The sequence below is a fragment of the Methylobacterium sp. NFXW15 genome, from assembly GCF_049887755.1.
Lineage (GTDB): Bacteria > Pseudomonadota > Alphaproteobacteria > Rhizobiales > Beijerinckiaceae > Methylobacterium.
Genome location: NZ_JAGEKG010000002.1, coordinates 209,230 through 233,907 on the forward strand (window position 1 = coordinate 209,230; position 24,678 = coordinate 233,907).

Annotated in this window: 19 protein-coding genes, 1 tRNA gene and 1 pseudogene; 10 read left to right on the forward strand and 11 right to left on the reverse strand. The window is 66.7% G+C overall.

What is annotated here, in order from left to right:
* Positions 1 to 5 precede the first annotated feature (5 nt).
* Both J4O73_RS05285 and J4O73_RS05290 read left to right on the forward strand, forming a co-directional pair.
* Positions 6 to 755 (forward strand): aspartate/glutamate racemase family protein, encoded by a 750-nt coding sequence (locus J4O73_RS05285; RefSeq protein WP_426215276.1) that lies wholly within the window; start codon positions 6 to 8, stop codon positions 753 to 755.
* A gap of 73 nt (positions 756 to 828) precedes the next feature.
* Positions 829 to 1,089 (forward strand): DUF6894 family protein, encoded by a 261-nt coding sequence (locus tag J4O73_RS05290; RefSeq protein ID WP_426215278.1) that lies wholly within the window; start codon positions 829 to 831, stop codon positions 1,087 to 1,089.
* Positions 1,090 to 1,248: 159 nt separating this feature from the next.
* Here J4O73_RS05290 and J4O73_RS05295 read toward each other — a convergent pair whose 3' ends face one another.
* The gene (locus tag J4O73_RS05295) at positions 1,249 to 1,761 is read right to left on the reverse strand and encodes a CYTH domain-containing protein (protein ID WP_426215279.1); all 513 of its coding nucleotides are present in this window, start codon (positions 1,759 to 1,761) and stop codon (positions 1,249 to 1,251) included.
* Positions 1,762 to 2,207: 446 nt separating this feature from the next.
* On the opposite strand from J4O73_RS05295, the gene J4O73_RS05300 reads away from it, so the two are divergent.
* The gene (locus tag J4O73_RS05300) at positions 2,208 to 3,398 is read left to right on the forward strand and encodes a flagellin (RefSeq protein ID WP_426215281.1); all 1,191 of its coding nucleotides are present in this window, start codon (positions 2,208 to 2,210) and stop codon (positions 3,396 to 3,398) included.
* A 69-nt stretch (positions 3,399 to 3,467) separates the two neighbouring features.
* On the opposite strand, the gene J4O73_RS05305 is transcribed toward J4O73_RS05300, so the two are convergent.
* From J4O73_RS05305 to J4O73_RS05315, 3 genes are all read right to left on the reverse strand, one after another.
* The gene (locus J4O73_RS05305; protein ID WP_426215283.1) at positions 3,468 to 5,198 is read right to left on the reverse strand and encodes an ABC transporter permease; all 1,731 of its coding nucleotides are present in this window, start codon (positions 5,196 to 5,198) and stop codon (positions 3,468 to 3,470) included.
* A gap of 19 nt (positions 5,199 to 5,217) precedes the next feature.
* The gene (locus J4O73_RS05310; RefSeq protein WP_426215285.1) at positions 5,218 to 6,231 is read right to left on the reverse strand and encodes an extracellular solute-binding protein; all 1,014 of its coding nucleotides are present in this window, start codon (positions 6,229 to 6,231) and stop codon (positions 5,218 to 5,220) included.
* Between the two features lie 101 nt (positions 6,232 to 6,332).
* Positions 6,333 to 7,424, reverse strand: a complete 1,092-nt coding sequence (locus tag J4O73_RS05315) for an ABC transporter ATP-binding protein (RefSeq protein ID WP_426215287.1) — start codon at positions 7,422 to 7,424, stop codon at positions 6,333 to 6,335.
* A 450-nt stretch (positions 7,425 to 7,874) separates the two neighbouring features.
* Between J4O73_RS05315 and J4O73_RS05320 the strand changes: the two are divergent.
* The 5 genes and pseudogenes from J4O73_RS05320 to J4O73_RS05340 form a co-directional block, all read left to right on the forward strand.
* Positions 7,875 to 9,479: pseudogene (locus tag J4O73_RS05320) on the forward strand (ABC transporter substrate-binding protein); the annotation flags it as partial.
* A gap of 7 nt (positions 9,480 to 9,486) precedes the next feature.
* Complete coding sequence (locus tag J4O73_RS05325; protein ID WP_426215289.1) at positions 9,487 to 10,428, forward strand: ABC transporter permease; 942 nt, start codon at positions 9,487 to 9,489, stop codon at positions 10,426 to 10,428.
* 20 nt (positions 10,429 to 10,448) lie between these two features.
* Complete coding sequence (locus tag J4O73_RS05330; protein ID WP_426215986.1) at positions 10,449 to 11,345, forward strand: ABC transporter permease; 897 nt, start codon at positions 10,449 to 10,451, stop codon at positions 11,343 to 11,345.
* 10 nt (positions 11,346 to 11,355) lie between these two features.
* Complete coding sequence (locus tag J4O73_RS05335; protein ID WP_426215291.1) at positions 11,356 to 12,354, forward strand: ABC transporter ATP-binding protein; 999 nt, start codon at positions 11,356 to 11,358, stop codon at positions 12,352 to 12,354.
* Positions 12,351 to 13,388 (forward strand): ABC transporter ATP-binding protein, encoded by a 1,038-nt coding sequence (locus tag J4O73_RS05340; RefSeq protein WP_426215293.1) that lies wholly within the window; start codon positions 12,351 to 12,353, stop codon positions 13,386 to 13,388. Before J4O73_RS05335 ends, J4O73_RS05340 begins: the two co-directional genes overlap by 4 nt.
* Here J4O73_RS05340 and J4O73_RS05345 read toward each other — a convergent pair.
* Positions 13,349 to 13,669 carry a hypothetical protein gene (locus J4O73_RS05345; protein ID WP_426215295.1) on the reverse strand — a complete coding sequence of 107 codons (321 nt, stop codon included), beginning with the start codon at positions 13,667 to 13,669 and terminating at the stop codon, positions 13,349 to 13,351. The two genes, J4O73_RS05340 and J4O73_RS05345, sit on opposite strands and share 40 nt — an antisense overlap.
* A gap of 131 nt (positions 13,670 to 13,800) precedes the next feature.
* Here J4O73_RS05345 and selA point away from each other — a divergent pair, with 131 nt between their 5' ends.
* Positions 13,801 to 15,204: an L-seryl-tRNA(Sec) selenium transferase gene (gene selA / locus J4O73_RS05350; protein WP_426215297.1), complete on the forward strand. Its 1,404-nt coding sequence runs from the start codon at positions 13,801 to 13,803 to the stop codon at positions 15,202 to 15,204.
* Positions 15,205 to 15,361: 157 nt separating this feature from the next.
* Positions 15,362 to 15,832, forward strand: a complete 471-nt coding sequence (locus J4O73_RS05355; protein ID WP_426215299.1) for a MarR family winged helix-turn-helix transcriptional regulator — start codon at positions 15,362 to 15,364, stop codon at positions 15,830 to 15,832.
* A 3-nt stretch (positions 15,833 to 15,835) separates the two neighbouring features.
* On the opposite strand, the gene J4O73_RS05360 is transcribed toward J4O73_RS05355, so the two are convergent.
* The 6 genes from J4O73_RS05360 to J4O73_RS05385 form a co-directional block, all read right to left on the reverse strand.
* On the reverse strand, positions 15,836 to 17,209 hold the full coding sequence (locus tag J4O73_RS05360) for a pentapeptide repeat-containing protein (protein WP_426215301.1): 1,374 nt from the start codon (positions 17,207 to 17,209) through the stop codon (positions 15,836 to 15,838).
* Positions 17,210 to 17,263: 54 nt separating this feature from the next.
* Positions 17,264 to 19,579, reverse strand: coding sequence for an FdhF/YdeP family oxidoreductase (locus J4O73_RS05365; protein WP_426215303.1), 2,316 nt, complete (start codon positions 19,577 to 19,579; stop codon positions 17,264 to 17,266).
* Positions 19,580 to 19,657: 78 nt separating this feature from the next.
* On the reverse strand, positions 19,658 to 19,945 hold the full coding sequence (locus tag J4O73_RS05370) for an MTH1187 family thiamine-binding protein (protein WP_426215305.1): 288 nt from the start codon (positions 19,943 to 19,945) through the stop codon (positions 19,658 to 19,660).
* 92 nt (positions 19,946 to 20,037) lie between these two features.
* The gene (locus J4O73_RS05375; RefSeq protein ID WP_426215307.1) at positions 20,038 to 22,179 is read right to left on the reverse strand and encodes a methyl-accepting chemotaxis protein; all 2,142 of its coding nucleotides are present in this window, start codon (positions 22,177 to 22,179) and stop codon (positions 20,038 to 20,040) included.
* 1,498 nt (positions 22,180 to 23,677) lie between these two features.
* Positions 23,678 to 23,751: transfer RNA gene (locus J4O73_RS05380), tRNA-Gly, on the reverse strand.
* A 49-nt stretch (positions 23,752 to 23,800) separates the two neighbouring features.
* The gene (locus J4O73_RS05385) at positions 23,801 to 24,643 is read right to left on the reverse strand and encodes a 3-keto-5-aminohexanoate cleavage protein (RefSeq protein ID WP_426215309.1); all 843 of its coding nucleotides are present in this window, start codon (positions 24,641 to 24,643) and stop codon (positions 23,801 to 23,803) included.
* Between the last annotated feature and the right edge of the window lie 35 nt (positions 24,644 to 24,678).

Genomic DNA, 24,678 nt, shown 5'->3' on the forward strand with positions numbered 1-24,678 from the left:
ACCCCATGCGCATCCTTCTGCTCAATCCGAACACCAGCGCTTCGGTCACGGCCCTCGTGGCGGACCGGGTCGCGGCGGTGGCGGGCGACGCGGCGACCTTCGTGCCGGTGACGGCCCGGTTCGGCGCGACCTACATCGCGAGCCGCGCGGCCCTGGCCATTGCCGGGCACGCGGCCCTCGATGCCTTCGCCGAGCATGGGGATGGCTGCGATGCGGTCTTCATCGCCTGCTTCGGTGATCCGGGGCTCCTGGCCCTGCGCGAGGTCTCGCCCGTCCCGGTCGTGGGGATGCTCGAAGCCTCGTGCCTCGAAGCGCAGCGGACAGCGGGGCGCTACGCCATCGTGACGGGTGGCGCCCTGTGGAAATCGATGCTGGAAGAGATCGTCGCCGGGTTCGGACTCGGCGACGGCCTTGCCGGAATCCGCACGGTGGAGCGCACCGGCGGTGAAATCGCCAAGGACCCGGAGGGCGCCCTATCCATGCTCGCTTCGGCCTGCCGTGAGTGTGTGGAGAAGGACCGGGCCGAGGCGGTGATCCTCGGTGGCGCGGCATTAGCTGGTCTCGCTTCCCGGTTGCAGCCGCAAGTGTCCGTGCCCGTCATCTGTTCGGTGGAGGCGGGCATCCGCGCTTCGCTTGCGGCCGTGAGGGAGCCTTACGCTCGCCCGCGTCCCGCGCCGATGGAGAGCATCCATCTCGGCCCTGCCCTCGAAAGCCTGCTCGGCCGCACAAAGCCGAATAGAGCGGACAGGGGTTAAGTCTCTGACATGCGCGGCGAACTGTGATCACCGTTCCGGGTTACCCCAAGGGAGCCGGGACACGGAGGCGAGGTTGCCGCGCTACTTCTTCGACGTGCACAACGGCAGTCGTCACCATGGCTTCGAGCGTGACGAAGAGGGCACCGATTGCTCCGATTTCGAAGCCGCTCGCGTTCAGGCGATGGCGACCCTGCCCGAAATCGGGCGCTGGGAAATCCCACGGGACGGCGACCAGCAGGCATTCACGGTTCTGGTGCGCAACGCGACGGGTTCGATCGTCTACACCGCGACGCTGACCTTCGCAGGGCTCCGGTTGGATGGTAAAGCCAGCTAGAGCCGTTTCTGGATTCCCGGCCGTCTTTGCGAGCACAGCGAGGTAATCCAGGGCAGCGGGACGCTTCAGAACGGTGCGCCTCCGTGGATTGCTTCGCTGACGCTCGCAAAGGCGGAGGCACTTGGGCCGACTTGGTCGAAGGCGGCTCTGGATCCGCGGTCAGGCTGTTGCGGACAGGTTGAGCACGTCTGCCATCGTGACGCGCCTGTCAGCCGCGTTGCAAAGGTGCAGGAGGGTGGATTGGCGAAACCGGATGTCGCCCGTCACCTCTTCCCCGAGCCAGTCCGGCCGCACGTAGTATTGGGCGGGGTCGTCGAGCTCCACCTCGGCGAACACCATGCCGGACAAAGCGCCCTGAAAGACGTCCACCTCCCACATCAGCCCCTCGTAGGGCACGCAGTGGCGTACCTTCTCGATGACCCGGCCGGTGCAGACCTGATCCAGCATCGAGCGTCCGTCGTCGTACGGAATCTCATATTCGAATTCCGGGCGAGCGATGCCATCGCGGGCCCCTTTGACCGTGAGCCAGGCACGTTCGCCATCCAGGCGGACGCGGACCTTGCCGCGTGCGAAATGGCCGACGAGCCCGTCCTTGAGGTGCCGCACCGACGCGACCGCAGACCGCCAGCCGTCATGCGCCACCAAAAACTTCCGCTCAATCTCTAGGCGCATGAGTCTCCGGCCCCTTCGGAGGGCGGGTGTTACCGCATCGAACGCTAACGGTCAGTCCCCTCACGCGACGTGACGGTAGTAGTCCGCCGCCTGACACACGTCCGGCTTGTCACAATGTGTCGAGGGGAGCGAAAGCCCTCGCGGCGAGACGCGTCTGCAACGAAAGGCTGTCGGCGGGGCCGGCTCACATCGGCTCCGCTCCGACGGGTCGGCCGCAACCAGAATTAAGACTTCGGCCCGTTTGCCCCCTGTGATGGACTGGCGACTATTTGACATTAAGGCGAGCATATAACCGCATTGGATTCGGCTGTAACAATGATTGATTAACTACGCCGACGGATGCTTGAGCGAAATCCGATCTATTCATTTCATCGCAGTAGAGACACGTTTAGAAACACTCACCCATCAAAAACGACGGGTTTAGGATCTAGTAAGGATCAGATAAAGTGTCGAACGGCGTTACTCTCACCGCTGCTACCCGTCAGAACCTGCTGTCGCTGCAGGATACGGCGTCTCTGACGGCCACCACCCAGAACCGCCTTGCCACCGGCAAGAAGGTCTCCTCGGCCCTCGACAACCCGGTCACCTTCTTCACCTCGCAGGCTCTCGACCAGCGGTCGGGCGATCTGTCGAGCCTCCTCGACGGCATCTCCAACGGCGTGCAGGCGATCCAGGCGGCCAACCAGGGCATCACCTCCATCCAGAAGCTGGTGGATCAGGCCAAGTCCGTCGCCAACCAGGCGATCTCGACCCAGATCACCACCAACGGGACGGCCTCGACGGCGTTCAGCGCCAACACGACGGCCGCCACGACCATCAACCTGTTCGTGAACGGCACCTCGACCTCGGCCACCATCCCGACCAGCGCCACGATCGATCAGGCCATCACGGCCCTCAACACGGCGGTCGGCGCGGGCAGCTTCTCGAAGGACTCGACCGGCACCAAGATCGTGATGAACGCGAGCTCGGACGTCGAGTTCAACACCACCACCGACCAGACGAACCTCGGCTTCGCCGCCGGTTCGGGCTCGACCACGGCCTACGGTGCCACCACCGCCGTGGCGCAGAGCGCGGATCTCACGGTCTCGGGCGTGTCCGCCCGCTCCTCCCTTGCGTCACAGTACAACAGCCTGCTGACCCAGATCGATCAGTTGGCTAGTGACGCGAGCTTCAACGGCACGAACCTGATCGGCGGTAAGGGCACCAACAACAACCTGACGATCAACTTCAACGCCAAGGGCAACTCGAACCTCACGGTCACCGCGACCGACGCGACTTCGAACGGCCTGAGCCTAAAGGCGATCACCGGCAGCTCTGCCGCCGGCACGGTGGGTCAGGGCAACTTCCTGCTCAACAAGGACATCAACACAACCCTGAACAGCCTGACCACGGCGTCGAACTCGCTGCGGTCGAGCTCCTCGACCTTCGGCTCGGCCCTGTCGGTCGTGCAGAACCGTCAGGACTTCACCAAGAACCTGATCAACGTGCTCGACACGGGCTCCGCGAACCTGACGAACGCCGACCTCAACGCCGAGGCGGCGAACTCCCAGGCCCTCTCGACCCGTCAGTCGCTGGGCATCTCCGCCCTGTCGCTCGCCAACCAGGCTCAGCAGGGTATCCTCCAGCTCCTCCGTTAATACGGGGCGCTGGCCAGCCAGTCAGAATGCGGTCGCACTCCGGTGCGGCCGCATTTCTATGTCAGTCCTTCAGCCGACGCTCCGGCCACCCCGCTCCGCTGAAATCTCCAAGGCGCGCACCATCCTGTCCCGTCGCGCGACGGGGGCCTTTCCGGGCTTCCGGTCCGCACCGGCCCGGTCGATCCCGATGAGCGTCGCGACCGGGATCAGACCGATCGCCACGATCAACAGCGCGGCTGCCGCGCCATCCTCGTAGGTTCCGCGTGCGGCTTCGCCGTAGAGATGCGTGCTCAAGGTTTCCACATTGAGGGGCCGCAGCAGCAGCGTCAGCGGCAATTCCTTGGCGATATCCACGAAGACCAGAAGGGCGCCACTCAACAGCGCGGGCCTGACGAGGGGGAGTTGCACGCCGATCAGCGTCGCGAGCCGTCCGCGCCCCAGCATCCGCGCCGCGTCCGGAATGCTGCGGGGAATGCGGGCGAGGCCCGCTTCCGTCGCACCAACGGAGATCGTCAGGAACCGCAGGCCGTAGCCGATCACCAGGGCCGCCCCCGTGCCGAGCCCGACCAGGGCCGGCCCGGTGCTGCGGAGGCCCAGCCCATCCGCCAGGGTGGCATCGAGCAGGGCGAGGGGCCCGAGCAGGCCGACCGCGAGCACGGTGCCCGGCATGGCATAGCCGAGCCCCGCCATCCTGATGAGCGCCTTGCCCGCCCGGGGATTCAGGAGGGTCGGCGCAGCCGCGATGAGGAGCCCGACGCCGACGACCAGTGCGGTCGCGAGCCCGGCGTAGAGGATGGTGTTGGCCGCCTCCGCGACGAGGCTCGCGGGCAGCCCGACGCTGAGCGCACGGCGAAGGGCCGAGGCCGAAAGGTAAGCCGCCGGGGCCGCGAAGCCGATGACGACAGGGACGAGACCGAGGCCGAGGGCGAGCCCGCCGCGCCAACCGGTGAGAAGCCGACGCGCCATGGCCTGCTCGCGGCGGCCGCTTCCCGCATAGCCGCGTCCGCCACGGGCGAGGCGTTCCAGCCCGACGAAGAGCAGGATGCTGCCCAGGATGACGAGGGCGATCTGCGCCGCGCCGGGCAAGTCCGAGCGGTTCACCCAGGTCGCATAGACCTGCACGGTGAGGGTGCGAACCCCGAGGAATTCGGCCGCGCCGACATCGTTGACCGCTTCCATCAGCGCGAGTCCGGTGCCGAGCGCGACCGCCGGGCGGGCCAGGGGCAGCGCGACACGCAGAAAGCTGCGGGCGGGCCCGGCGCCGAGCATCCGTGCAGCCTCGAGCAGCGACCCTGCGCGCATCAGGAACAGCGCCCGCGTCGGCAGGTAGACATAAGGATAGAGAACGAAGCCCAGCAAAAGGATGCAGCCGGGCAGTGACCGCAGATCGGGGAAGGGAAGGTCGCGCGGGCTCGTCAGACCGAACAGGGCGCGCAAGCCGCTCTGCACTGGCCCGAGTGGATGCATCAGGTCGAGATAGGCATAGGCGACCACATAGGTCGGGACAGCCAGCGGCAGGAGGAGAGCCGCCTCGACGAAGCGGCGGCCGGGAAAGTCGAAGGCCGCGACGAGCCACGCCGCCCCGGCCCCGAGCCCGATCACCATGAGCCCGACGCCCGCGAGCAGCAGAGCGGTGTCGCGAAGGGCCTGTGGCAGCACGTAGGCGACGAGATGCGGCCACAGCTCCCCCGTGCCTTCCGACGCCGCGACGGCGAGGGAGAGAACCGGCGCCAGAAGCGCCATGACGAGGACACCGAACGCCGCCCAGCCAAGCAGCCGGGCGACGGGAATCGCGGGCATCACGGAAGGAGACGTTCCGTCAGTTGTCGAACCCGACCTTGTCGATGAGGAGGCTCGCAGCCTTCCGGTTGCGGGCGATCTCGATCAGCGGCGTCGAGTCGATGGTGAGCGAGCCGAAGGACGACAGCAGCGGATCGACCGCCGCGCCGGGCTTCACGGGATACTCGTAATCGGTGCGGGCATAGAGCGCCTGGGCCTCATCGGAAACGAGATACTCTAGGAACTTGACCGCCTCGTCGCGGTTCGGCGCGTTCTTGGCGACGATCGCCCCCGACACGTTCACGTGGGTACCGCCGCCCTCGAAGGTCGGCAGGATCACCTTGATCGCCTCGCCCCACTTCTGCTGGTCCGGTCCACCGCGCCCCGAACGCATCAGGCCGACATAGTATGAATTCCCGAGCCCGACCTCGCACAGGTCGGCGGCGATGTCGCGGGCTACGTCCCTATCACCGCCTGCGGCCTTGCGTGCGAGATTCGCCTTCACGCCCTTCAGCCACGCCTCGGTCTTCTCCGCCCCGTGCCGGACGAGGAAGGCCGAAACCAGAGCCGTGTTGTAGGGGTGCTGACCCGAGCGGATGCACACCTTCCCCTTCCATTGCGGATCGGCGAGCGACTCGTAGGTCGCGCTCGTCAGATCTTTCAGATCCTTGTCCGCGTAGAGGACACGGGCGCGCATGGAGAGGCCGAACCAGCGCCCCTCAGGATCGCGAAGGGCGGCAGGCACCGCCGATTCGAGCGCTTGCGAACGCACGGGCTGCGCGAGGTCGCGATCCACCAATTCGATCAGATTGCCGATATCGACGGTCATCACGACATCCGCGCCGGAGCGAGCGCCCTCGGCCGCGACGCGCTCGGTCAATCCCTTGTCCACGAAGACCGTGTTGACCTTCACGCTGCTCTTGGCCGTGTAGGCCTCGATCAGCGGCTTGATCAGTCCCGGCTCGCGGGTGGTGTAGAGGTTGACCTCCGCCGCCTGGGCGACACCAGCCGAGCCAAGCCCTGCGAGCAGGGCAATCATGCCGAGACGAGACACGCTAAAAACTCCCGGTTCAATTATAGGAACCGAGCGGTACACAGCGTCGCGAGCTTAATCAAGCGCGCTTTGTTTGTAAGTATTCTAATTATACTTGCGATTTAGGCTCCGTCTCGGCGTCCATCCTCCGTGGTGGCGAAGACATGAGCGAAGTCGGACGCGACGGTGAGGCCGACGCGCTCGGCGGTGTCGTACTCCTGGGGCACGGTCAGCCGCAGGGGCGCGTCGAGCCCCGCGACGGCGAGGTCAAGGCGGGCAAGCGATCCCGCGAAGGCCCGCCGCAGGACGCGGCCGGGTACGCCCTCGCCCTCGGGCAGGAGGCGGATCGCGTGCGGACGCAAGCAGACCCGCACCGCGCCCGTGGCAATGGTCGAGGGGGCGGCGAGGGGGCCGAGCGGCGTCTCGATCCGTCCGCCGACGGCTTGGCCGGGGATCTCGATGATGTCGCCGAGGGCACGGGCGGCGAAAGGACTGGCAGGTGCGCGATAAAGCGCCTCGGCCGTACCGGATTGGACGAGGCGCCCCGCGCGCATCAGCGCGATGCGATCGGCGATCTCCACCGCCTCCGCGGCATCGTGGGTCACGAGGATCGCGCTCATTCCCGTCTGCCGAAGGACGGCGAGGGTGTCGGCGCGGACCCGCTCCCGCGTGCCGGAATCCAGGTTCGAGAAGGGCTCATCGAGAAGAAGCACGCGCGGGCGCGGGGCCAGGGCGCGCGCCAGGGCGACCCGCTGCGCTTCGCCGCCCGAGAGGTCCGCCGGGTAGCTGGCTGCACGGTCGGCCAGCCCGACCTCGCGGAGGCGCTCCATCGCGACCGACTCTGCCTCCGAATTAGGCAGACGGTTCAATCCGAACCGGACGTTGGCCAGCACGGTGAGGTGAGGAAACAGCGCATAGTCTTGGAACATCAGGCCGATGCCCCGCGCCTCCGGGGGGACGAAGGCGTCTCGCCCGGCCACCACGCGCCCGTCGATACGGATCGTCCCGCCATCGGGCGTATCGAGGCCGGCGACGAGGCGCAGCAGCGTGCTCTTCCCGCAGCCGGAATCGCCCAGAACCGCCAGGATCTCACCGGCCGCGAGCGTGAGCGACACCCGGTCGAGGGCGAGGTTGCCGCCGAAGCGTCGGCTGACCTCGACCACATCGAGACGCGCTTGCCCTGGCGCCGGGCTGTCTCCTCCCAACTCGTTCATCGATGCTCCCGGAGCGAGATCGCGAGCCCGGCTCGCGTCACCCGCATGTTGGCTGGGGAACGTGTGAGGCGCCATGCATCATCCCGAACGATCCGCCGGGATTGCGCGAACCCCTGGAAGGATGTTCCCCAGAGTTGTTTCCTGGGGGAAGAATGTCACTCGTTCGCCGATCCCCTGGACGACGGGCGCCAAGCTCGTAGGTTAGCGTCGCCTTCGCCCGAACGACGGAGAATACGGCTACGGTGGCCCGGTGCTTGCAAGACCGCAACCGAGCTCGGCAATGCCGGGATCTCACCGGCCGTCGCGCGGATGCGTGCCCCCTCGCTGCGGGCACGCCTCACCCTCAAAGGGTGTCGCGCGGGCTTCAACGACCGACCGAACCACTGAGACGGCCGCCCCGGCATGTGGCCTGACCTTGCTTGACGACAACGGCCTGAACAGTCCGGCCAGGAGACGAAGATGGACCGCAGGACCTTCCTGAAAAGCTCCGCCGCGTTGGGCGCCGCCGGTCTCGCGGTGCCGCGCCTCGCGACACCGGCCCTTGCGCAGGGGGCCAAGGTCCTTCGCTTCGTGCCGCAGGCGAACCTCGCGAACTTCGATCCTGTGTGGGGCACTCAGTACGTGGTCCGTAATGCGGGCGTTCTCGTGTGGGACATGCTCTACGGGGTCGATACCAACCTGAAGCCGCAGCGGCAGATGGTCGGATCCGAAGAGGTGAGCGCGGATGGCCTCACCTGGACGTTCAAGCTCCGCCCCGGCCTGAAATTCCACGATGGCGAGCCGGTCCTCGCCAAGGACGTGGTGGCGAGCCTCAACCGATGGATGGGCCGCGACCCGATCGGCGGCATGATCAAGGGCATCCAGGACGAGCTGGCGGCCGTCGATGACACCACCTTCCGCTGGCGTTTGCGCAAGCCCTTCCCGAAGCTGCTGTTCGCCCTGGGCAAGACCAACGTCCCCGGCGCGTTCATCATGCCGGAGCGGATCGCCAAGACGGACCCGTTCACGCAGATCACCGAATATGTCGGCTCCGGGCCGATGAAGTTTTTGAAAAACGAATGGGTACCCGGCGCGCGCGCCGCCTTCGAGACCTTCAAGGATTACGTGCCCCGCGACGAGCCCGCCTCCTGGCTCGCGGGCGGAAAGCGGATGCTGGTCGACCGGGTCGAGTGGGTGATCATGCCCGACGCCGCCACTGCCTCGGCGGCGCTGCAGAACGGCGAGGTCGATTGGTGGGAGAACCCGATCCCCGACCTCGTCCCGCTCCTGCGCAAGAACAAGGATATCAAGGTCGATATCGCCGACCCGCTGGGCAATGTCGGCTCGTTCCGGATGAACCACCTTCACCCGCCCTTCGACAACCCGAAGATCCGGCAAGCCGTCCTCGTGGGCATGAACCAAGAGGATTACATGCGTGCCATCGTCGGTGACGACGATGCTCTCTGGAAGCCGCTGCCCGGCTTCTTCACCCCCGGCACCGCGCTCTACAGCGAGGCGGGTGGCGCCAAGGTCGGCAAAGGCGACATCGAGACCGCCAAGAAGATGCTCAAGGAGGCGGGCTACAAGGGCGAGAAGGTCGTCTGCCTCGTCGCGCAGGATCAGCCGATCACCAAGGCCCAGGGCGACATCACCGCCGACCTGCTGAAGCAGATGGGCTTCAACGTCGATTTCGTCGCCACCGATTGGGGCACGGTCGGCACCCGCCGGGCCTCCAAGGCGCCGGTCGCGCAGGGCGGGTGGAACATGTTCCACACGTGGCACGCAGGGGCGGACGCCATCAATCCGGCGGGCTATCCGGCGGTGCGCGCGAACGGCGACAAGGCGTGGTTCGGCTGGCCGAACGTGCCTGCGGTCGAGTCCGGGATCGCGGAATGGTTCGACGCGTCGGACGACAAGACCGAGAAGGCGGCGATCGACAAGACCAATGCCGCCGCCCTGGACGGCGTGGTCTTCGCGCCGACCGGCTTCTTCCTCGGCTATCAGGCGTGGCGCTCGAACGTGACGGGCATCGTGAAGGGACCGCTTCCCTTCGCCTGGGGCGTGTCCAAGACCTGAGGCTCCGATGCTCGGCTATATCGCGCGGCGGATCCTCGCCACGATTCCGGTGATGGCGGTGGTGGGGCTGTTCGTCTTCAGCCTCCTCTACCTCTCGCCCGGCGACCCCGCCGCGATCATCGCGGGCGATCAGGCGACCCCGGCCGATATCGAGCGCATTCGCGCCTCGCTCGGCCTGGACCGCCCCTTCCTCGTCCGCTTCGGCGAATGGGCGTGGCGGATCCTGCACGGCGATCTCGGCATCTCGATCTTCACCAACCTGCCGGTGACGACCCTGATCTCGCAGCGGGTCGAGCCGACCGTGTCGCTCATGCTCGTCACGCTCGTCTTCGCCATCGTCGTCGCGGTGCCGCTGGGCGTCGTGGCGGCGTGGAAGGCGGGCAGCCTGATCGACCGGTTGGTGATGGGCGTCGCGGTGACGGGCTTCTCCGTGCCCGTCTTCGTGGTGGGCTACGTGCTGGCCTACATCTTCGCGTTGCAGCTCAATTGGCTGCCGGTGCAGGGCTACACCCCCCTGTCCCAGGGACTCTGGCCCTGGCTGTCGAACCTGATCCTGCCCTCCGTGACCCTCGGCCTCGTCTACATCGCGCTGATCGCGCGGGTGACGCGTGCCACCATGCTCGACGTGCTGAGCCAGGATTACGTGCGCACCGCCCGCGCCAAGGGTCTCGCCCAGCGTAACATCCTGTTCGTCCATGCCCTGAAGAACGCGGCGGTGCCCATCGTCACGGTCATCGGCATCGGCATCGCGCTGCTGATCGGCGGCGCGGTGGTGACGGAGACGGTGTTCGCCATCCCCGGTCTCGGGCGGCTGACGGTGGATGCGATCCTGCGCCGGGACTACCCGGTCATTCAGGGCGTCGTGCTGCTGTTCAGCTTCACCTACGTGCTGGTCAATCTCGCCATCGACCTCTTCTACACGATACTTGATCCGAGGATTCGCTATTGAGCGCGACGACCGTTCCACAGATGGACGCCGCCGCTCCGGCGGTGGCGGCCCCGCTCCCCGACGTCATTCCCCCGCGCAAGGCGCGCGGGCCGGTCTGGCGCTTCATCCGGCGCTATCCGACCGTTGTGGCGGGCGGCGTCATCCTCACCCTGATCCTGCTCGCGGCCCTGCTGGCCCCGTGGCTCTGGACCGTCGATCCCACCGCCCTGGCTCCGGCCAAGCGCACGCGTCCGCCCTCGGCGCAATACTGGTTCGGCACCGACATGCTCGGTCGCGACATCTACAGCCGCGTGATCTACGGGGCGCAGGTTTCGCTGCTCGTCGGCTTCTCGGTGGCGGTGCTGGCCTCCATCGGCGGGCTCGCCATCGGCCTCGTCTCGGGCATGGTGCGCTGGCTCGACGGCATCGTCATGCGCGTCGTTGACGGCATGATGTCGATCCCGCCGATCCTGCTCGCCATCGCTCTGATGGCCCTGACGCGGGGGTCGGTGCAGAACGTCATCATCGCCATCACCATCGCGGAGATCCCGCGCGTCGCCCGCCTCGTGCGCGGGGTGGTGCTGTCCCTGCGCGAGCAGCCCTATGTCGAGGCGGCGGTGACGACCGGCACGCGGATGCCCGCGATCATCTGGCGGCACATCCTGCCCAATACCCTCGCGCCGATGACGGTGCAGGCGACCTATATCTGCGCCTCCGCCATGATCACCGAGGCGATCCTGTCCTTCATCGGCGCGGGCGTGCCGCCCTCGGTGCCGACCTGGGGGAACATCATGGCCGAGGGAAGGGCCCTCTGGCAGGTGAAGTTCTACATCATCCTGTTCCCGGCCATCGCCCTCTCCCTCACCGTGCTCGCGGTGAACCTCGTCGGCGACGGGCTGCGCGATGCCCTCGACCCCCGCATGGCCAAGGAAGTGTGAGGTGCAGCGCATGAACGAGGCACCGCTCCTCTCCATCGAGAGTCTTCAGGTCCATTTCCGCACCCCCGAGGGGGTCAACCGTGCGGTGGACGGCGTATCCTTCGCCATCGGCGCGGGCGAGACGCTGGCCATCGTGGGCGAATCCGGCTGCGGGAAGTCGGTGACGTCGATGTCGATCCTGCGGCTCCTGCCGGAGCCCCCGGCGGCGATCGCGGGGAAGATTCGTTTTCAGGGGACCAACCTGCTCGATCTCTCCGACCGGGAGATGCGCAAGATCCGCGGCAACGACATCAGCGTGATCTTTCAGGAGCCGATGACCAGCCTGAACCCGGTGCTGACCGTGGGCCGCCAGATCGGCGAGACGCTGCGTCTGCATCAGGGCCTCAGCCGGGCACAGGCCGAAGAGCGCGCGGTCGAGATGCTGACACTCGTCGGCATTCCCGAGCCGAAACGGCGGGTGCGCGAATATCCTCACCAACTCTCGGGTGGCATGCGACAGCGGGTGATGATCGCCATCGCGCTCGCCTGCTCGCCGAAGCTGCTCATCGCCGACGAGCCGACCACGGCCCTCGACGTGACGATCCAGGCGCAGATCCTCGACCTGATGCGCGATCTGAAACGGCGCGTCGGCGCGGCGATTATGCTCATCACCCACGATCTCGGCGTAGTGGCCGAAGTCGCGGACCGCGTGGTCGTCATGTATGCGGGCCGGAAGGTGGAGGAGGCGTCGGTCGTCGACCTGTTCCGCAACCCGCGCCATCCCTATACGCGCGGCCTGATGGGGGCGGTGCCCCGCCTCGGCGCCGCCGAGCACGGCGAGACAGGGCGGCTCGCCGAGATCCCCGGCATGGTGCCGAGCCTGAAGCAGCGGATCGAGGGCTGTGTCTTCGCCGGCCGTTGCCCGCAGGTCGCGGAGATCTGCCGCAAGGCGGCTCCCGCCCTTGAGGAGAAGGGGCCGTCGCACCTCGCGGCCTGCCATTTCGCGCCGAAGGACGCCCTCGCGGCATGAGCGGCCCCGATCAGACCCTCCTCGAAGTCAACGATCTCAAGAAGCACTTCGCCCTCGGCGGCGGCCTGCTCGGCCGCGACGCCAAGGTGCTCAAGGCGGTGGACGGCCTGTCCTTCACCGTGGCGCGGGGCGAGACCCTGTCCCTCGTCGGTGAGTCCGGTTGCGGAAAGTCCACCGTCGCCAAGGCGTTGATGCGCCTTTACCGTCCGACGGCCGGTCAGGTCGTCCTCGGCGGCACGCGCATCGACGAATTGTCGGACGGGGCGCTCCGCCCGATGCGCCGCCGGATCCAGATGGTATTCCAGGATCCGTTCTCGTCCCTCAACCCGCGTATGCGGGTGCGGGCGATCCTGGCCGAGCCGATCCGCAATTTCGGCCTCGCCAAGGGCAGAGCCGACATGGAGGCGCGTCTCGGCGCCCTGATGGAGCGGGTCGGGCTGCCGCGCGATGCGCTGGGGCGGTTTCCGCACGAATTCTCGGGCGGGCAGCGGCAGCGCATCGGCATTGCCCGCGCGCTCGCCGCCGAGCCGGATCTGATCATCTGTGACGAGGCGGTCTCCGCGCTCGACGTCTCGGTGAAGGCGCAGATCGTCAATCTGCTCTGCGACCTTCAGCGCGAGCTGCACCTCGCCATGCTGTTCATCTCACACGATCTCGCTATCGTGGAGCACATGACCCACCGGGTCGCCGTGATGTATCTCGGCAGGATCGTGGAGATCGGCCCGCGCCGGGAACTCTTCACCGCTCCGAAGCACCCCTATACGCAGGCGCTGCTGTCGGCGGTTCCCGTGCCGGAGCCGGGTGCGGCGCGCACCCGCATCGTGCTGAAGGGCGACGTGCCGAGTCCGATCGCCCCGCCGCCCGGATGCCGCTTCCACACCCGCTGCCCGCATGCCTTCGACCGTTGCCGCACGGAGGTGCCGAAGCTCTTGTCCGTGGGGCGCGGGCACGAGGCGGCCTGTCACCTCAACGAGATGTCAGGCGATGGGACGGCTCACTTGTCCGCTTCGACGGCGCTGATGGGCGTCCAGTAGCACGTGCCGCCATCCTTGGGCGTCAGGCAGATGTAGCCGAGCGTCTTGGACTGGGGAACGACCTCGTCCCCCGGCTTCCAGCTCTTGCACTCGCCGGAGGCGAGGTTCGCTTGCAGAAGCTGGCCAAAACCGGCCTCGTCGCCAGCCTGGACGAGCTGGAACAGGCGCTCGGTCACCGCCTTCGCGTGGCAGCCGAAACGGCTCTTGGTGATCGTGTCGGCCTGAGCCATGGAGCCCCAGCCGATACCGGCGAGGGCGAGCGCGAGGGCGGTCTTCTTCAAGGGACGGTTCCTCCGGGTTCAGTCGGCCGCGTCTTTGCCGGGCGATCTGGTCGGAAATCGGATCGGGGAAAAGGTGGCCGATGGGCGCGCCTCACTGGCGATGCCGGACAGGATTGTTATGTCATGCCGCCATGACGCAAGTCCGCCTCGACGCCCCGCCCGCCATGCGCCGGATTCCCTCGGTCGAGCGGCTGCTCGCCCATGCCATGGGCCTCTCCCTCGCCGAGCAGTTCGGGCGCAGTGCCCTGACCGGCGCGATCCGCGACGATCTCGCCCGGATTCGCGCCGGCGATGCTCCGGCGGGTGACGAGGCCGAAATCCTGGCCCGGTGCGGCGAAGCCCTTGCAACCGATCGCCAGCCGTCGCTGCGGCCGGTCTTCAACCTGACCGGCACGGTGCTGCATACGAATCTCGGCCGGGCCTTGCTGCCGCGCTCGGCGGCGCGGGCCGTCGAAGCCGTGATGGTGCAGGCAACGAACCTCGAATTCGACCTCGCCACCGGCAACCGCGGCGAGCGCGACGATCATGTCGAGAGGCTGATCTGCCGCCTGACCGGCGCGGAGGCGGCCATCGTCGTCAACAACAACGCCGCCGCCGTACTGCTTGTTTTGAACGCGCTCGCCATGCGCAAGGAGGTGGTGGTCTCGCGCGGTGAACTCGTGGAGATCGGCGGCTCGTTCCGGGTGCCGGACGTGATGGTGCGGGCCGGATGCCGCCTGCGCGAGGTCGGCACCACCAACCGCACCCACCTGCGCGACTTCGCGGAGGCCTTCGGCCCGGCCACCGGCCTCGCGATGAAGGTCCATCCGAGCAATTACGCCATCACCGGCTTTACGGCCCAGCCCGACCCGGATGCGTTGTACGCGCTTTGCCGCGAGCGCGGCGTGCCCTTGGCCGAGGATCTCGGCAGCGGAAGCCTGATCGACCTCGCAGCCTACGGCCTGCCGCCCGAGCCGACCGTGACCGCGGCCCTGTCGCGGGCCGATGTCGTGACCTTCAGCGGCGATAAGCTCCTCGGCGGGGTTCAGTGCGGTATCGTCGCGGGGCGTAAGGATCTCCTCGCGAGGATCCGGAAGAGCCCGCTCAAGCGTGCGCTGCGCGTCGACAAGATGACCTACGCCGCGCTCGAAGCGGTGCTTCGTCTTTATCTCCACCCCGAGCGGCTCCGGGACGAACTGCCAACGCTCCGTCTGCTCACCCGCGAACGGTCGGACATCGCCGCACAGGCGAGCCGCCTCGCGCCCGCCGTCGCGGAACGGTTGAAGGGCCGGGCCGAGGTTTCCGTCATGGAGACGATGAGCCAGATCGGCTCGGGGGCCCTGCCCGTGGAGACCCTGCCGAGCGCCGCCCTCGTCCTGAGGCCGATGGCCGAGGGCCGCTCCCGCAGCGCGGGCGGGCGTTGTCGCCGTCTCGCCGAGAGCCTTCGGGGGCTTCCGATGCCGGTCATAGGCCGAATCAAGGATGACGCGATCCTGCTCGACCTGCGCACCCTGGAGGATGAGCAGGGCTTCCTCGACAGCCTCTCGGTTTTGTAGCCTTATAGCATCGGCTTTCGAGAGGTTGACGCGTTGCGAGAACTCGCATGCGATGACATCCCGCATGTGATTTTCTGGCAATATGCTAAGGCTGTTGCGCGGGCCGCCTCGGAGCCGGGCGGGCGAGGCGACGTAGAGTATTGGACGAGCGGTCACGATGGCGGACGCGGCAAAGACGATCGACCTTTCGCCTGTCTCGGATCCGCTGCGTCTCGATAACCAGCTCTGCTACGCGCTTTATGCTGCGGCCCACCGCATGACCAAGTCCTACCGGCCGCTGCTGGAGCGCTTAGGCCTCACCTATCCGCAATATCTCGTGCTGCTCGTCCTTTGGGAGCAGGACGGGGTCACAGTGTCCGAGATCGGCCGTCGCCTGCGGCTCGATTCCGGGACGCTGACCCCCGTTCTGAAGCGTCTGGAGGCGGCGGGCTTCCTTCGCCGCACCCGGCGCGCCAGCGACGAGCGGGAGGTCGAGATCGGCCTCACGGCGCAGGGACGCGAACTGAAGAACGAGGCCGTCGCGGTGCGCGAGACGGTGATGTGCCAGCTCGAAATGACCGAGCCGGAGATCCGCAGCCTGCGCCGGGACCTCAGCCTCGTGATCGACCGGCTCGGCGCGGCCGAGTGAGCCTCACCGTCTCAGGCGGTTGCCGAGGACGAAGCCGAACAGCCCCATCAGGATGATGCCCACGGCGCCCTCGATGCCGACTAGAAGGTTGGTGACCCGGCCCGTGGGCTTCAGGCCGATCTCCGGCGGGTTGGCGGTCATCATGTTGAGCGCGCTGTAGCTCAGCAGATCGAGGGGGTTGTAGGTCGGCCCCGCTTCGGGCCCTTCGAGGATGATCAGGCCGCCCGTCAGGCCGTAGAGCACGGCGAAGACGCCGATCAGCAGCGTGAAGGCGCGGGCGATGCGCGACAGGCTCTCACCGTAATCGCACAGCCATTCCACGAAGCGATCCGCGACCCAGCGGTAGCCATGCCGGGTGAGGCCCCGTGCGTCGCGTGCGCGCCAAGCGGCCCGCGCCTGGGCGCCGGCATGATGGCGGCCCATCCGCCGCCCGCGCTTGTAGGCCCAGCTCGCCCCGTCCTGATCGCCGATGCTTTTCCAGTTCTGCTCGAGGGCGAGGTAGCTCGACTGAGCGGCGGCGAAATCGCCTGCTGCCTCTTCGCCGACGGCCCCGCCCAATTGCTCGACATGCATCCGCGTACCGTTGAGCCATGCGCCGGAGAAGCGCGCATGGCGCAGGCGGCACGTCGCGAGGTTGAGCCGCACGAGGTTCGTGTCGGAGAGGTCGGCACCGGAGAAATCGGCGCCGTCGAGCTTCGCCCCCGTGAAGCTCGCCCCGCGCAGGCGCGAGCCCGCCAGAACGGCTTTCGTCAGGCTCGCGCCCTCGAAATCCGCCTGGGTCAGGTTGGCGTCGCCGAGCTTCGCTTCGTCGAGCCGGGCGTCACGGAATGTCGTGTCGTCGGCATCCGCTCCGGTGAAATCGGTGCCCCACAGGTCGGCGCGGCTGAAGTCGGCCCCGTCGAGAAGGCCTTCCGACAGGTTCGCGAAGCGCATCGCGGCGCCGCAGAACCGGGCATCCTCCAGCATGGCCCTCGACAGGCTGACCTGACCGGCCACGACATCGCTGAAATCAGCGCCGGAAAGGTCGCTGTCCGAGAAGTCGGCTTCCTCGAGGATCGCCCCCGCGAGGCGCACCGAGCGCCCGACCGATCCGGCGAGCCGAGCCCGGCGCAGATTCGCTCCGCTGAGGTTCGCATCGTCCATTCGCGCACGGGTAAGGTCGGCGCCCGCGAGCGCGAGCCCGCCGCTCTCTTCGTCCCGCCATGCGGCCGTCTCACCCTCCGGACCCTGAAGGGCGAGGGCGTCGCGGCTGCAATCCAGGCGCGAAAGGTCGAGCCCCGGCGCCGCGAACGGCTCCGATGCCGCGGCTCCGTCGAGCAGGGCCCGCACCCGCTGCTCCGGCAGGGCGGCGCCCAAGGCCTGTGTCGTCTCGTTCATGGCCGATCCATGCCGGAGCGGACGCATCCGCGCCAGCCTTCCGGCCTGCGACGCTCACGCCTGCGCCGTCACCTTCACGGCAACGGACTTGGCGGCGGGCGTCTTGGATTGCGCGTCGTGATGCCAGAGCGGGATCAGCACATTCATCTCAGGGTAGTAGCCGCCACAATTTCCCTGAGGAATATCGTAGGCCACCACGCGCAACCCGCCGAGGCGGCGGCTCACACCGTCGTCGCTGACCGTCTCCACCTCGGCCTGTCCCCCGTCGCGTAGGCCGAGCCGTGCGATGTCGTCGCGGTTCATGAACAGCACGTCGCGCGTGCCGTCGATGCCCCGGAAACGATCGTGATAGCCGTAGACGGTGGTGTTGAACTGGTCGTTCGAGCGCAGCGTGATCAGATCCAGGATGTCGCCGCTTCGCTCGGGCAAATCGGGATCGGCCTCGATCCCCCCAGGTACGGCGAAATTCGCCTTGCCGGTCTCGGTCTCCCACCGCCGCTCCCGGGCGGGGAGCGGCTTGGCGAGCCCACCCGGATCGAACATCCGCCCGTTCAGATCGTGGAACACAGTGGGATAGGTCGCCTCGATCGCCTTGCGGACCAGGGCGTAATCCCCCACCCAGGCATCCCAGTCGATCCGAGGATTGCGGGGCAGGGTCGCTTTGGCGATCCCGGCGATAACCGCAGGCTCGGAGCGCAGTTGCGGGCTGACCGGATCGGATTGGCCGCGCGAGCCGTGGAAGCGGGCGGTCGAATCCTCCATCGAGACGTTCTGCGGCCCGCTCGCCTGCCGGTCGATTTCGATGCGGCCGAGGCAGGGCAGCAGGTAGGCAACCTCGCCGTTCACGAGATGCGAGCGGTTGAGTTTTGTGGCGATCTGCACCGTCAGGCGCTGCTTACGCCATGCGGGCTCCATGACGCCCGTATCGGGCACCGCCCGCAGGAAGTTGCCGCCGAGGCCGATGAAGGCGCGGACGCTGCCATCGAGCACGCCCTCGCAGGTCTCCACCGTGTTGAGGCCCTTCTCCAGCGGCGGCTCGAAGCCGTAGAGTTCGCGCAGCTTGTCGTTCGGCGCCAGTTCCGGTTTCTCGGTGATGCCGACCGTCCGCTGGCCCTGGACGTTGGAGTGGCCGCGCACCGGGCAGATGCCCGCACCGGGCTTGCCGATGTTACCGCGTAGCAGCAGCAAGTTGGCGAGCATCTGAACCGTTTCGGTGCCCCGGCGATGCTGCGTCAGGCCCATCCCGTAGACGCCTATGACCTTCTTGGCACGGGCATAGACCGAGGCTGCGCTCTCGAGGGCGGTGCGGCTCAGACCGGAGCGCCGTTCGAGCGCCGGCCATTCCTGCTCGTCGCAGAATTGCTCGAACGCCTCCAGCCCGTGGGTGTGCTCGGCGATGAAGGCATGGTCGAGAACTGCCGGGCGTCCCGCCGCCCGGGCGTGCCGGTCGGCGGCGAACAATGCTTTGCACATCCCGGTCATGGCCGCGAGATCGCCGCCCGCCTTCACCTGATGGTACTGGGTCGAGATTCGTGTGGAGGACCTCGTCAGCATCTCCACGGGCGATTGTGGATCAGTGAAGCGTTCGAGGCCTCGCTCCTTCAGCGGGTTGAAGGTGATGATCGAGACGCCGCGCTTGCGCGCCTCCTGTAGCGGATGCAGCATTCGCGGCGAGTTCGAGCCGACATTCTGCCCGAAGAAGAAGATCAGGTCGGTTTCCTCGAAATCCTCCAGCCGCACCGTGCCGACCGGCGAGCCGATGGATTGCGGCAGCGCCACCGAGGTCGGCTCGTGGCACATGTTCGAGGAATCGGGGAGGTTGTTGTTGCCGTAGAGGCGCGCGAGTAGCGCCCACATGTAGCTCGCTTCCAGGGAGGCCCGGCCCGACGCGTAGAAGACCACCGATTTCGGATCGAGCGCCTTCAGCTCGCGCCCGATCTCGGCATAGGCCTCTTCCCAGGTGCACGGGCGATAGCGATCGCTGGCGGGGTCGTAGCGCATCGGATGGGTCAGGCGCCCCGCCTCTTCCAGCGCGTAATCGCTCCACGTGAGCAGATCGCTGACCGTGTGCTCGGCGAAGAGGTCCGGAGTGGCTCGGCGGCGGGTCTGCTCCCAGGCGGTCGCCTTGGCGCCGTTCTCGCAATATTCGAAGGCAAGGGGCTTTGCGGGCTTGGCCCACGCGCAGGAGACGCACATGAAGCCGCCCGGCTTGTTCTGCTTGGTGAGCAGCGCGGCACCGGTGACGGGCACGCCCTCCCGCGTCAGGATCTCGACCAAAGAGCGCGCCGAACCCCAGCCACCGGCAGGCCCGTCATAGGGCTCGATTCGCACTGTGCGGGTCCGATCGTCCTCGCTGCCCGTCTGGTCCATGACCGTTCCTTGCCGCATCCCTGGTGTTGCGAGAACGCGGGAGGCGGCGGAACGATCAAAGGCAGGTCGACGCGGGTGTCACGACACGGCGGCGAGCTTGTCCGCCATGGTTTGAACTTTGTCGCGCCGCGTCGAGAAGATCAGCGTGAAGAAAGTGCGCTGGACCCCGAGTTCGGCGAGCCGCGCCTCGCATTTTTCGGCGAGCGCGCAGATGTCCGCCAAGTCGCCGTCGATATTGGTGCCGTTGGGATGCATCGTGGCGTCCAGGCCGCTCGCCTCGATGATCGCCTTGATCTCGCGGACATAGGGCGACACCGAAGGGCCGACGCCCATCGGCACGATGCACAAATCGGCTGACACCTTCATCGCGATCTCCTCGGTTTCCGTCAGAGCGGGTAGCTATACACCGCGATGGTCGCGCCAACCCTCTCCCCGCAGCCGGGGAGAGGGTTTGTCCCTCACGCCGCCCTGACTGTCGCGAGGAAGTTCGCCACCTCCGCGCCGAGACGTTCGGACTGGCGGGACAGTTCGGTCGAGGCGTTGAGCACCTGGGTCGCCGCCGCGCCGGTCTCCTCCGCCGCGCCCGCGACGCTCTCGACGTTCTGCGTCACCTCGCTCGTCCCGGTGGCGGCTTTGTTGACGTTGCGGACGATCTCCTGCGTCGCGGCGCCCTGCTGCTCGACGGCTGCCGCGATGGTGGTGGCGACGCGGCTGATCTCCTCGATCCGCCCCGTGATGTTGCCGATCGCGGCTGCGGCCTCGCCGGTCGCGCCCTGGATCCGGCCAATCTGACCGGCAATCTCGTCGGTCGCCCGCGAAGTCTGGTTCGCGAGTTCCTTCACCTCGGCTGCGACCACCGCAAAGCCCTTGCCGGCCTCGCCAGCCCGCGCCGCCTCGATAGTGGCGTTGAGAGCCAGCAGATTCGTCTGGGACGCGATGTTCGAGATCATCCCGATCACATCTCCGACGCGGGAGGCGACCTCGGTCAATTCGCGGACGAGCGATTCCGTCCGCTGCGCTTCGGTAGCGGCGTTGCGGGCCAAAGCCGCCGAGGAACCGGCCTGCTGGCCGATCTCGTGGACCGAGCAGCCGAGTTCCTCGGCCGCCGCCGCGACGGTGTTCACGTTCGTGGCGGCCTCACGAACCGCGCTGGCCGCGGTCTCGGATTGATTGGCCGTCTCCGTGGCCGTGCTCGCCATGGCGCCCGCCGTGGCCTGCAGTTGGGTCGCCGCCGCCGATACCGAACCGACGATGCCGCCCACCGCCGCCTCGAATGCTCCCGCCATATCGGCTAGGGTCTGGCGCCGCTCCGCTTCGAGCTTGACGCGCTCCTCCTCTACAAGTGCGGCCCGCGCTTCCGCATCCTGCTGGGTGAGGATGCGGATCCGGTCCACCGCGCGGGCGATGTCGCCGATCTCGTCCATCCGTTGCGAGCCGGGAATCGTGACGTTCGCCTTGCCCTCGGCCAAGCCGCGCAGGGCCCCCGTGAGCGTCTTGAGCGGTGTGGTCAGTGTCGTGGAGAACACGAACATGACGAGCAGACCTGCCAGGGTGACGAGGCCGCCGACGACGAATTGCATCAGCAAATCGTTGCGCCCGCGTTCGGCAAGGGCGTCGCCGAGCTTGGCGACATCGGCCATCACCACCGCACGGGGAATGGCGATCAGAACCGACCACGTTTCTCCCGTTCGCCCGAGGCTGATCGGTGTGATGACGCGGATCTCATCGAGCGCCTTGTCGTCGCCCACGAAGCTCGCGCCGGAGCGAAGCGTGTCCGTATAGCCCTGCCATGTGGAGTCGACCTTGGTGAGGGCCGCGCCGATGCCCTCTGCGTGGCGGCTCGACGCGATGACGAGACCCGATTGCGAGACGATGGCGACGTCGCCCTTGCCCTCATAGAGCGACCGGCTGACGCCTTCGATCTGCTTCTGAACGAAGGAGAGGTCGAAATCCGTGCCCGCCACGCCGAGGAAGCGATCCCCATCCATGATCGGAACGGAGATGGTGGCGAGGTAAACCGACTTGCCCTGCACGACGTAAGGGAGGGGGGCCAACATGCTCTCCCGGCCCGAACGCTTCGGTCCGATGTACCAGCCGCCCTTCATCACGCCGTTCGGGTGCAAACGTTCGCTGTCGTACTCGACCAGCGGCTGGATCGCGATCGTCCCATCGGTCGTGCGGGTCCAGTAGGGAAGGGCGCGGCCTGTATGGTCCGAGCCGACGTCCTTCCGGTCGATATAGGCTTCGTCCGAGCCATCGAGGGCGTTCGGTTCCCAGGCGCTATAGGTGCCGTTGAAGTCGGGGTTCCGCTTCAGGACGTTGAGGAGGAAATCGTTGAGCTGGAGGCGGCGGACCCCCTCGCGCGACGCGCTCTTCTTTCCCGCCGCGATGACGGTAAGCGCGCCCGCCGAGTTGCGCGCGGCATTGAAAGCGAAATCGAGCTTGCTGCGGATGGTCGCCGCCTGATTGGCCGCCACCGCTTCCAGATCCTCCTTGGTCTTGCGGTCGAGAATTTCCTCTGTCGAGCGCGAAACCAGCGATGCGGTGTTCGATGAGGCGTACAGACCGTATCCGACGAGGCTCGCGGTAGTCAAAGTCACGCACAGGCCGGACACCGCGATCAAACTGACTTTGACCGAACGCAGTGCGCGCCATCTCGATGAGCCGAAGTGCGTTGATCTTTGCATGGCCGTTTCCCGCGACGCGCGCCTTTCGCACGAGCGAATTCATGCGTGGCGCTGACGCAGCAACATGGAGCTATGCTATTTTCTGACCGCTTAATCGGAGCGTTGTACCTAGGTCTGACCCACGAATGTTCTCCGGTCATTTGAACGTTGATCCAAATCAATGACACGCCAAAACCGAATCTGCCGCCGAAGCCTCCGCTTTGTTTTCGATCAACTCGATGGACTGCCGATTTTTACCGGCCTGAAGCCGTAGCCGACCGAGTTGAGCCGCCCCCGTCGATGGATTCCCGGCCGTCTTTGCGAGCGCAGCGAAGCAATCCAGGGAGGCGCACCGTTCTGAAGCGTCCCGTTGCCCTGGATTGCTTCGATGACGCTCGCAAAGACGGAGGCACGTGAGCCAACTCGGTCGGCCATAGGCCTAGGCCGTTCGGCTCATCCGGCGGCCGCGTTTGCGCTTAAGGACGGCGACGGTCAGTCCCGCGAGAAGCAGCCCGATTCCGGCATTCACTTCCGGAGTCGGGGCTCCCCCGTACTGAGAGCTCGACCCGCCCCTGGCCCCCATATCGAACAGGGTCTCCGCGAAATGACCGCCCGGCGCACCCTTCGAAGCGAATGCGCTCGGCGCACCACCGGAGGCTGAGGCCGAGGCCGGGGCTGAACGCGTCAGGGTCGGCGCCGGGCCGGACTGGAGCAATCGCGGGTCTGGCGTGAATGTAATACCGCTTTGCTGATTGGCGGATGCACTGCCACTTCCAGCGACAGTCAGACTGCACAGACACCGCCCAACGTCATCGAAAAAGCATGTACCTACGTAGTTCATGGCTTTTACTCGTAAGGCGGGCCATGAACGAACTAATTAGACAGCCAAGATCAGGCCGCAACACTTAAATGCAAAAAGTCGCAGTAACTCACAATTAACTTTAACACGACATCCCGCAAAGCTTGTTGCAGAGCGCACTCAAAGATCCGTGAATAGTACGTAGAATGATTGTCGAGAAGCCGAGCCAAGAGAGTTGACTGAAACTCAACGGCGGCAATCCCGTATCGTCATTGCGCCCATAGCGTCGCAACTCGGAGAGGCGGTTCGGCATCGGACTCAACACGTCTCTGAACTGCTTTGCGCCCCGGAGTCCGTGAGGCACTGAAGGAACTGATAGACATCGATTTCGGTCGCCGAGTATCCGCCGCCGTTCTCGTGAACGTCTCGGTGCACCGTGATGAACGACGGGTCATCCGCGGATCGACGACAATCTCGATCCCCGCATAGCCATTCGGGTTGAGTTTCAGCGGTGCTGCAATCGCGCTTCAGATGTGACGCCGAAAATTACGATCTGATCGTAAGCTTGGGGGCTAAACCAGATCGCTAGCCCTCGCCGTGGGCGCCTATGGCGCGAACCATATCGGGGAGCGGTGGAGCGGGTACCGGGAATCGAACCCGGGTATTCAGCTTGGAAGGCTGCTGCTCTACCATTGAGCTACACCCGCGCGACGGCCCGTCTAGCATGCCCGTCGCCGCCTGAGAAGGCGTTCCTTATTATGCGAGACCGAGCGCAGCGCGGGCTTCGGCGGGCGTGGCGACGCGGCGGCCGTGGCGGGTCACTGCTTCCGCCGCGAGGCTGACGAGTTCGGCATTGCTGGCTGCGAGGCGATCCTTCGTAACGCGGATGTTGTCCTCCAGGCCGGTGCGTACGGCGTCCGCGCCGCGTGCCAACGCCCATTCCATCACGGTCGCTTGGTTCCGGCCGATACCGGCGGCGGTCCAGGTGGCTTTCGGCAGGGTGCGACGGCATTCGGCGAGGAGAATGTCGAGCAGGTGTTCCTCTGCCGGCATGGCGTTCTGCACGCCCATGACAAACTGGACATGGGGACGCTCGTCCATCAGGCCCGCCGAGATCAGCCGCTTCGCGCCATGCAGGTGCGACAGGTCGAAGATCTCGATCTCCGGTCGCACGCCGTTGCGCTGCATTTGAGTGGCGAGGTCGGTGACGAGGCTCGCGGCATTCTCGTAGACGATGGTCGGGAAGTTGACCGAGCCCGTCGAGAGGGAGGCCATGTCCGGGCGGTGCTGGAGCGACAGGCCTCGTGCCGCCGGATCGCGCCCACGCCCCCCCGTCGAGAATTGAACGATCATGCCGGGACAGTGCTTGCGCAGGCCCTCTTGCACGGCGGCGAACTTGTCCGGGTCCGAGGATGGGCTCTCGTCATCGTTGCGGACATGGATATGGGCCAGCGTCGCCCCGGCTTCGAAGGCCTGATGGGTCGACTCGATCTGCTCGGCGACCGTCACCGGCACGGCCGGATTGTCCTTCTTGCGCGGCACGGACCCCGTGATCGCGACCGCGATCACCACCGGTGCGTCGTTTCCGGATGCCGCCATGCCGCTTGTCCCGTTCTGTCCTGTTCGCCCCGCCA

What these genes read in the sequence shown, in the direction of transcription:
- J4O73_RS05285 (WP_426215276.1), top strand. Translation starts at nt 6, where the DNA reads ATGCGCATCCTTCTGCTCAATCCGAACACCAGCGCTTCGGTCACGGCC.
- J4O73_RS05295 (WP_426215279.1), bottom strand. Translation starts at nt 1,761, where the DNA reads ATGCGCCTAGAGATTGAGCGGAAGTTTTTGGTGGCGCATGACGGCTGG.
- J4O73_RS05305 (WP_426215283.1), bottom strand. Translation starts at nt 5,198, where the DNA reads ATGCCCGCGATTCCCGTCGCCCGGCTGCTTGGCTGGGCGGCGTTCGGT.
- J4O73_RS05315 (WP_426215287.1), bottom strand. Translation starts at nt 7,424, where the DNA reads ATGAACGAGTTGGGAGGAGACAGCCCGGCGCCAGGGCAAGCGCGTCTC.
- J4O73_RS05325 (WP_426215289.1), top strand. Translation starts at nt 9,487, where the DNA reads ATGCTCGGCTATATCGCGCGGCGGATCCTCGCCACGATTCCGGTGATG.
- J4O73_RS05330 (WP_426215986.1), top strand. Translation starts at nt 10,449, where the DNA reads ATGGACGCCGCCGCTCCGGCGGTGGCGGCCCCGCTCCCCGACGTCATT.
- J4O73_RS05335 (WP_426215291.1), top strand. Translation starts at nt 11,356, where the DNA reads ATGAACGAGGCACCGCTCCTCTCCATCGAGAGTCTTCAGGTCCATTTC.
- J4O73_RS05340 (WP_426215293.1), top strand. Translation starts at nt 12,351, where the DNA reads ATGAGCGGCCCCGATCAGACCCTCCTCGAAGTCAACGATCTCAAGAAG.
- selA (WP_426215297.1), top strand. Translation starts at nt 13,801, where the DNA reads ATGACGCAAGTCCGCCTCGACGCCCCGCCCGCCATGCGCCGGATTCCC.
- J4O73_RS05355 (WP_426215299.1), top strand. Translation starts at nt 15,362, where the DNA reads ATGGCGGACGCGGCAAAGACGATCGACCTTTCGCCTGTCTCGGATCCG.
- J4O73_RS05360 (WP_426215301.1), bottom strand. Translation starts at nt 17,209, where the DNA reads ATGAACGAGACGACACAGGCCTTGGGCGCCGCCCTGCCGGAGCAGCGG.
- J4O73_RS05365 (WP_426215303.1), bottom strand. Translation starts at nt 19,579, where the DNA reads ATGGACCAGACGGGCAGCGAGGACGATCGGACCCGCACAGTGCGAATC.
- J4O73_RS05370 (WP_426215305.1), bottom strand. Translation starts at nt 19,945, where the DNA reads ATGAAGGTGTCAGCCGATTTGTGCATCGTGCCGATGGGCGTCGGCCCT.
- J4O73_RS05385 (WP_426215309.1), bottom strand. Translation starts at nt 24,643, where the DNA reads ATGGCGGCATCCGGAAACGACGCACCGGTGGTGATCGCGGTCGCGATC.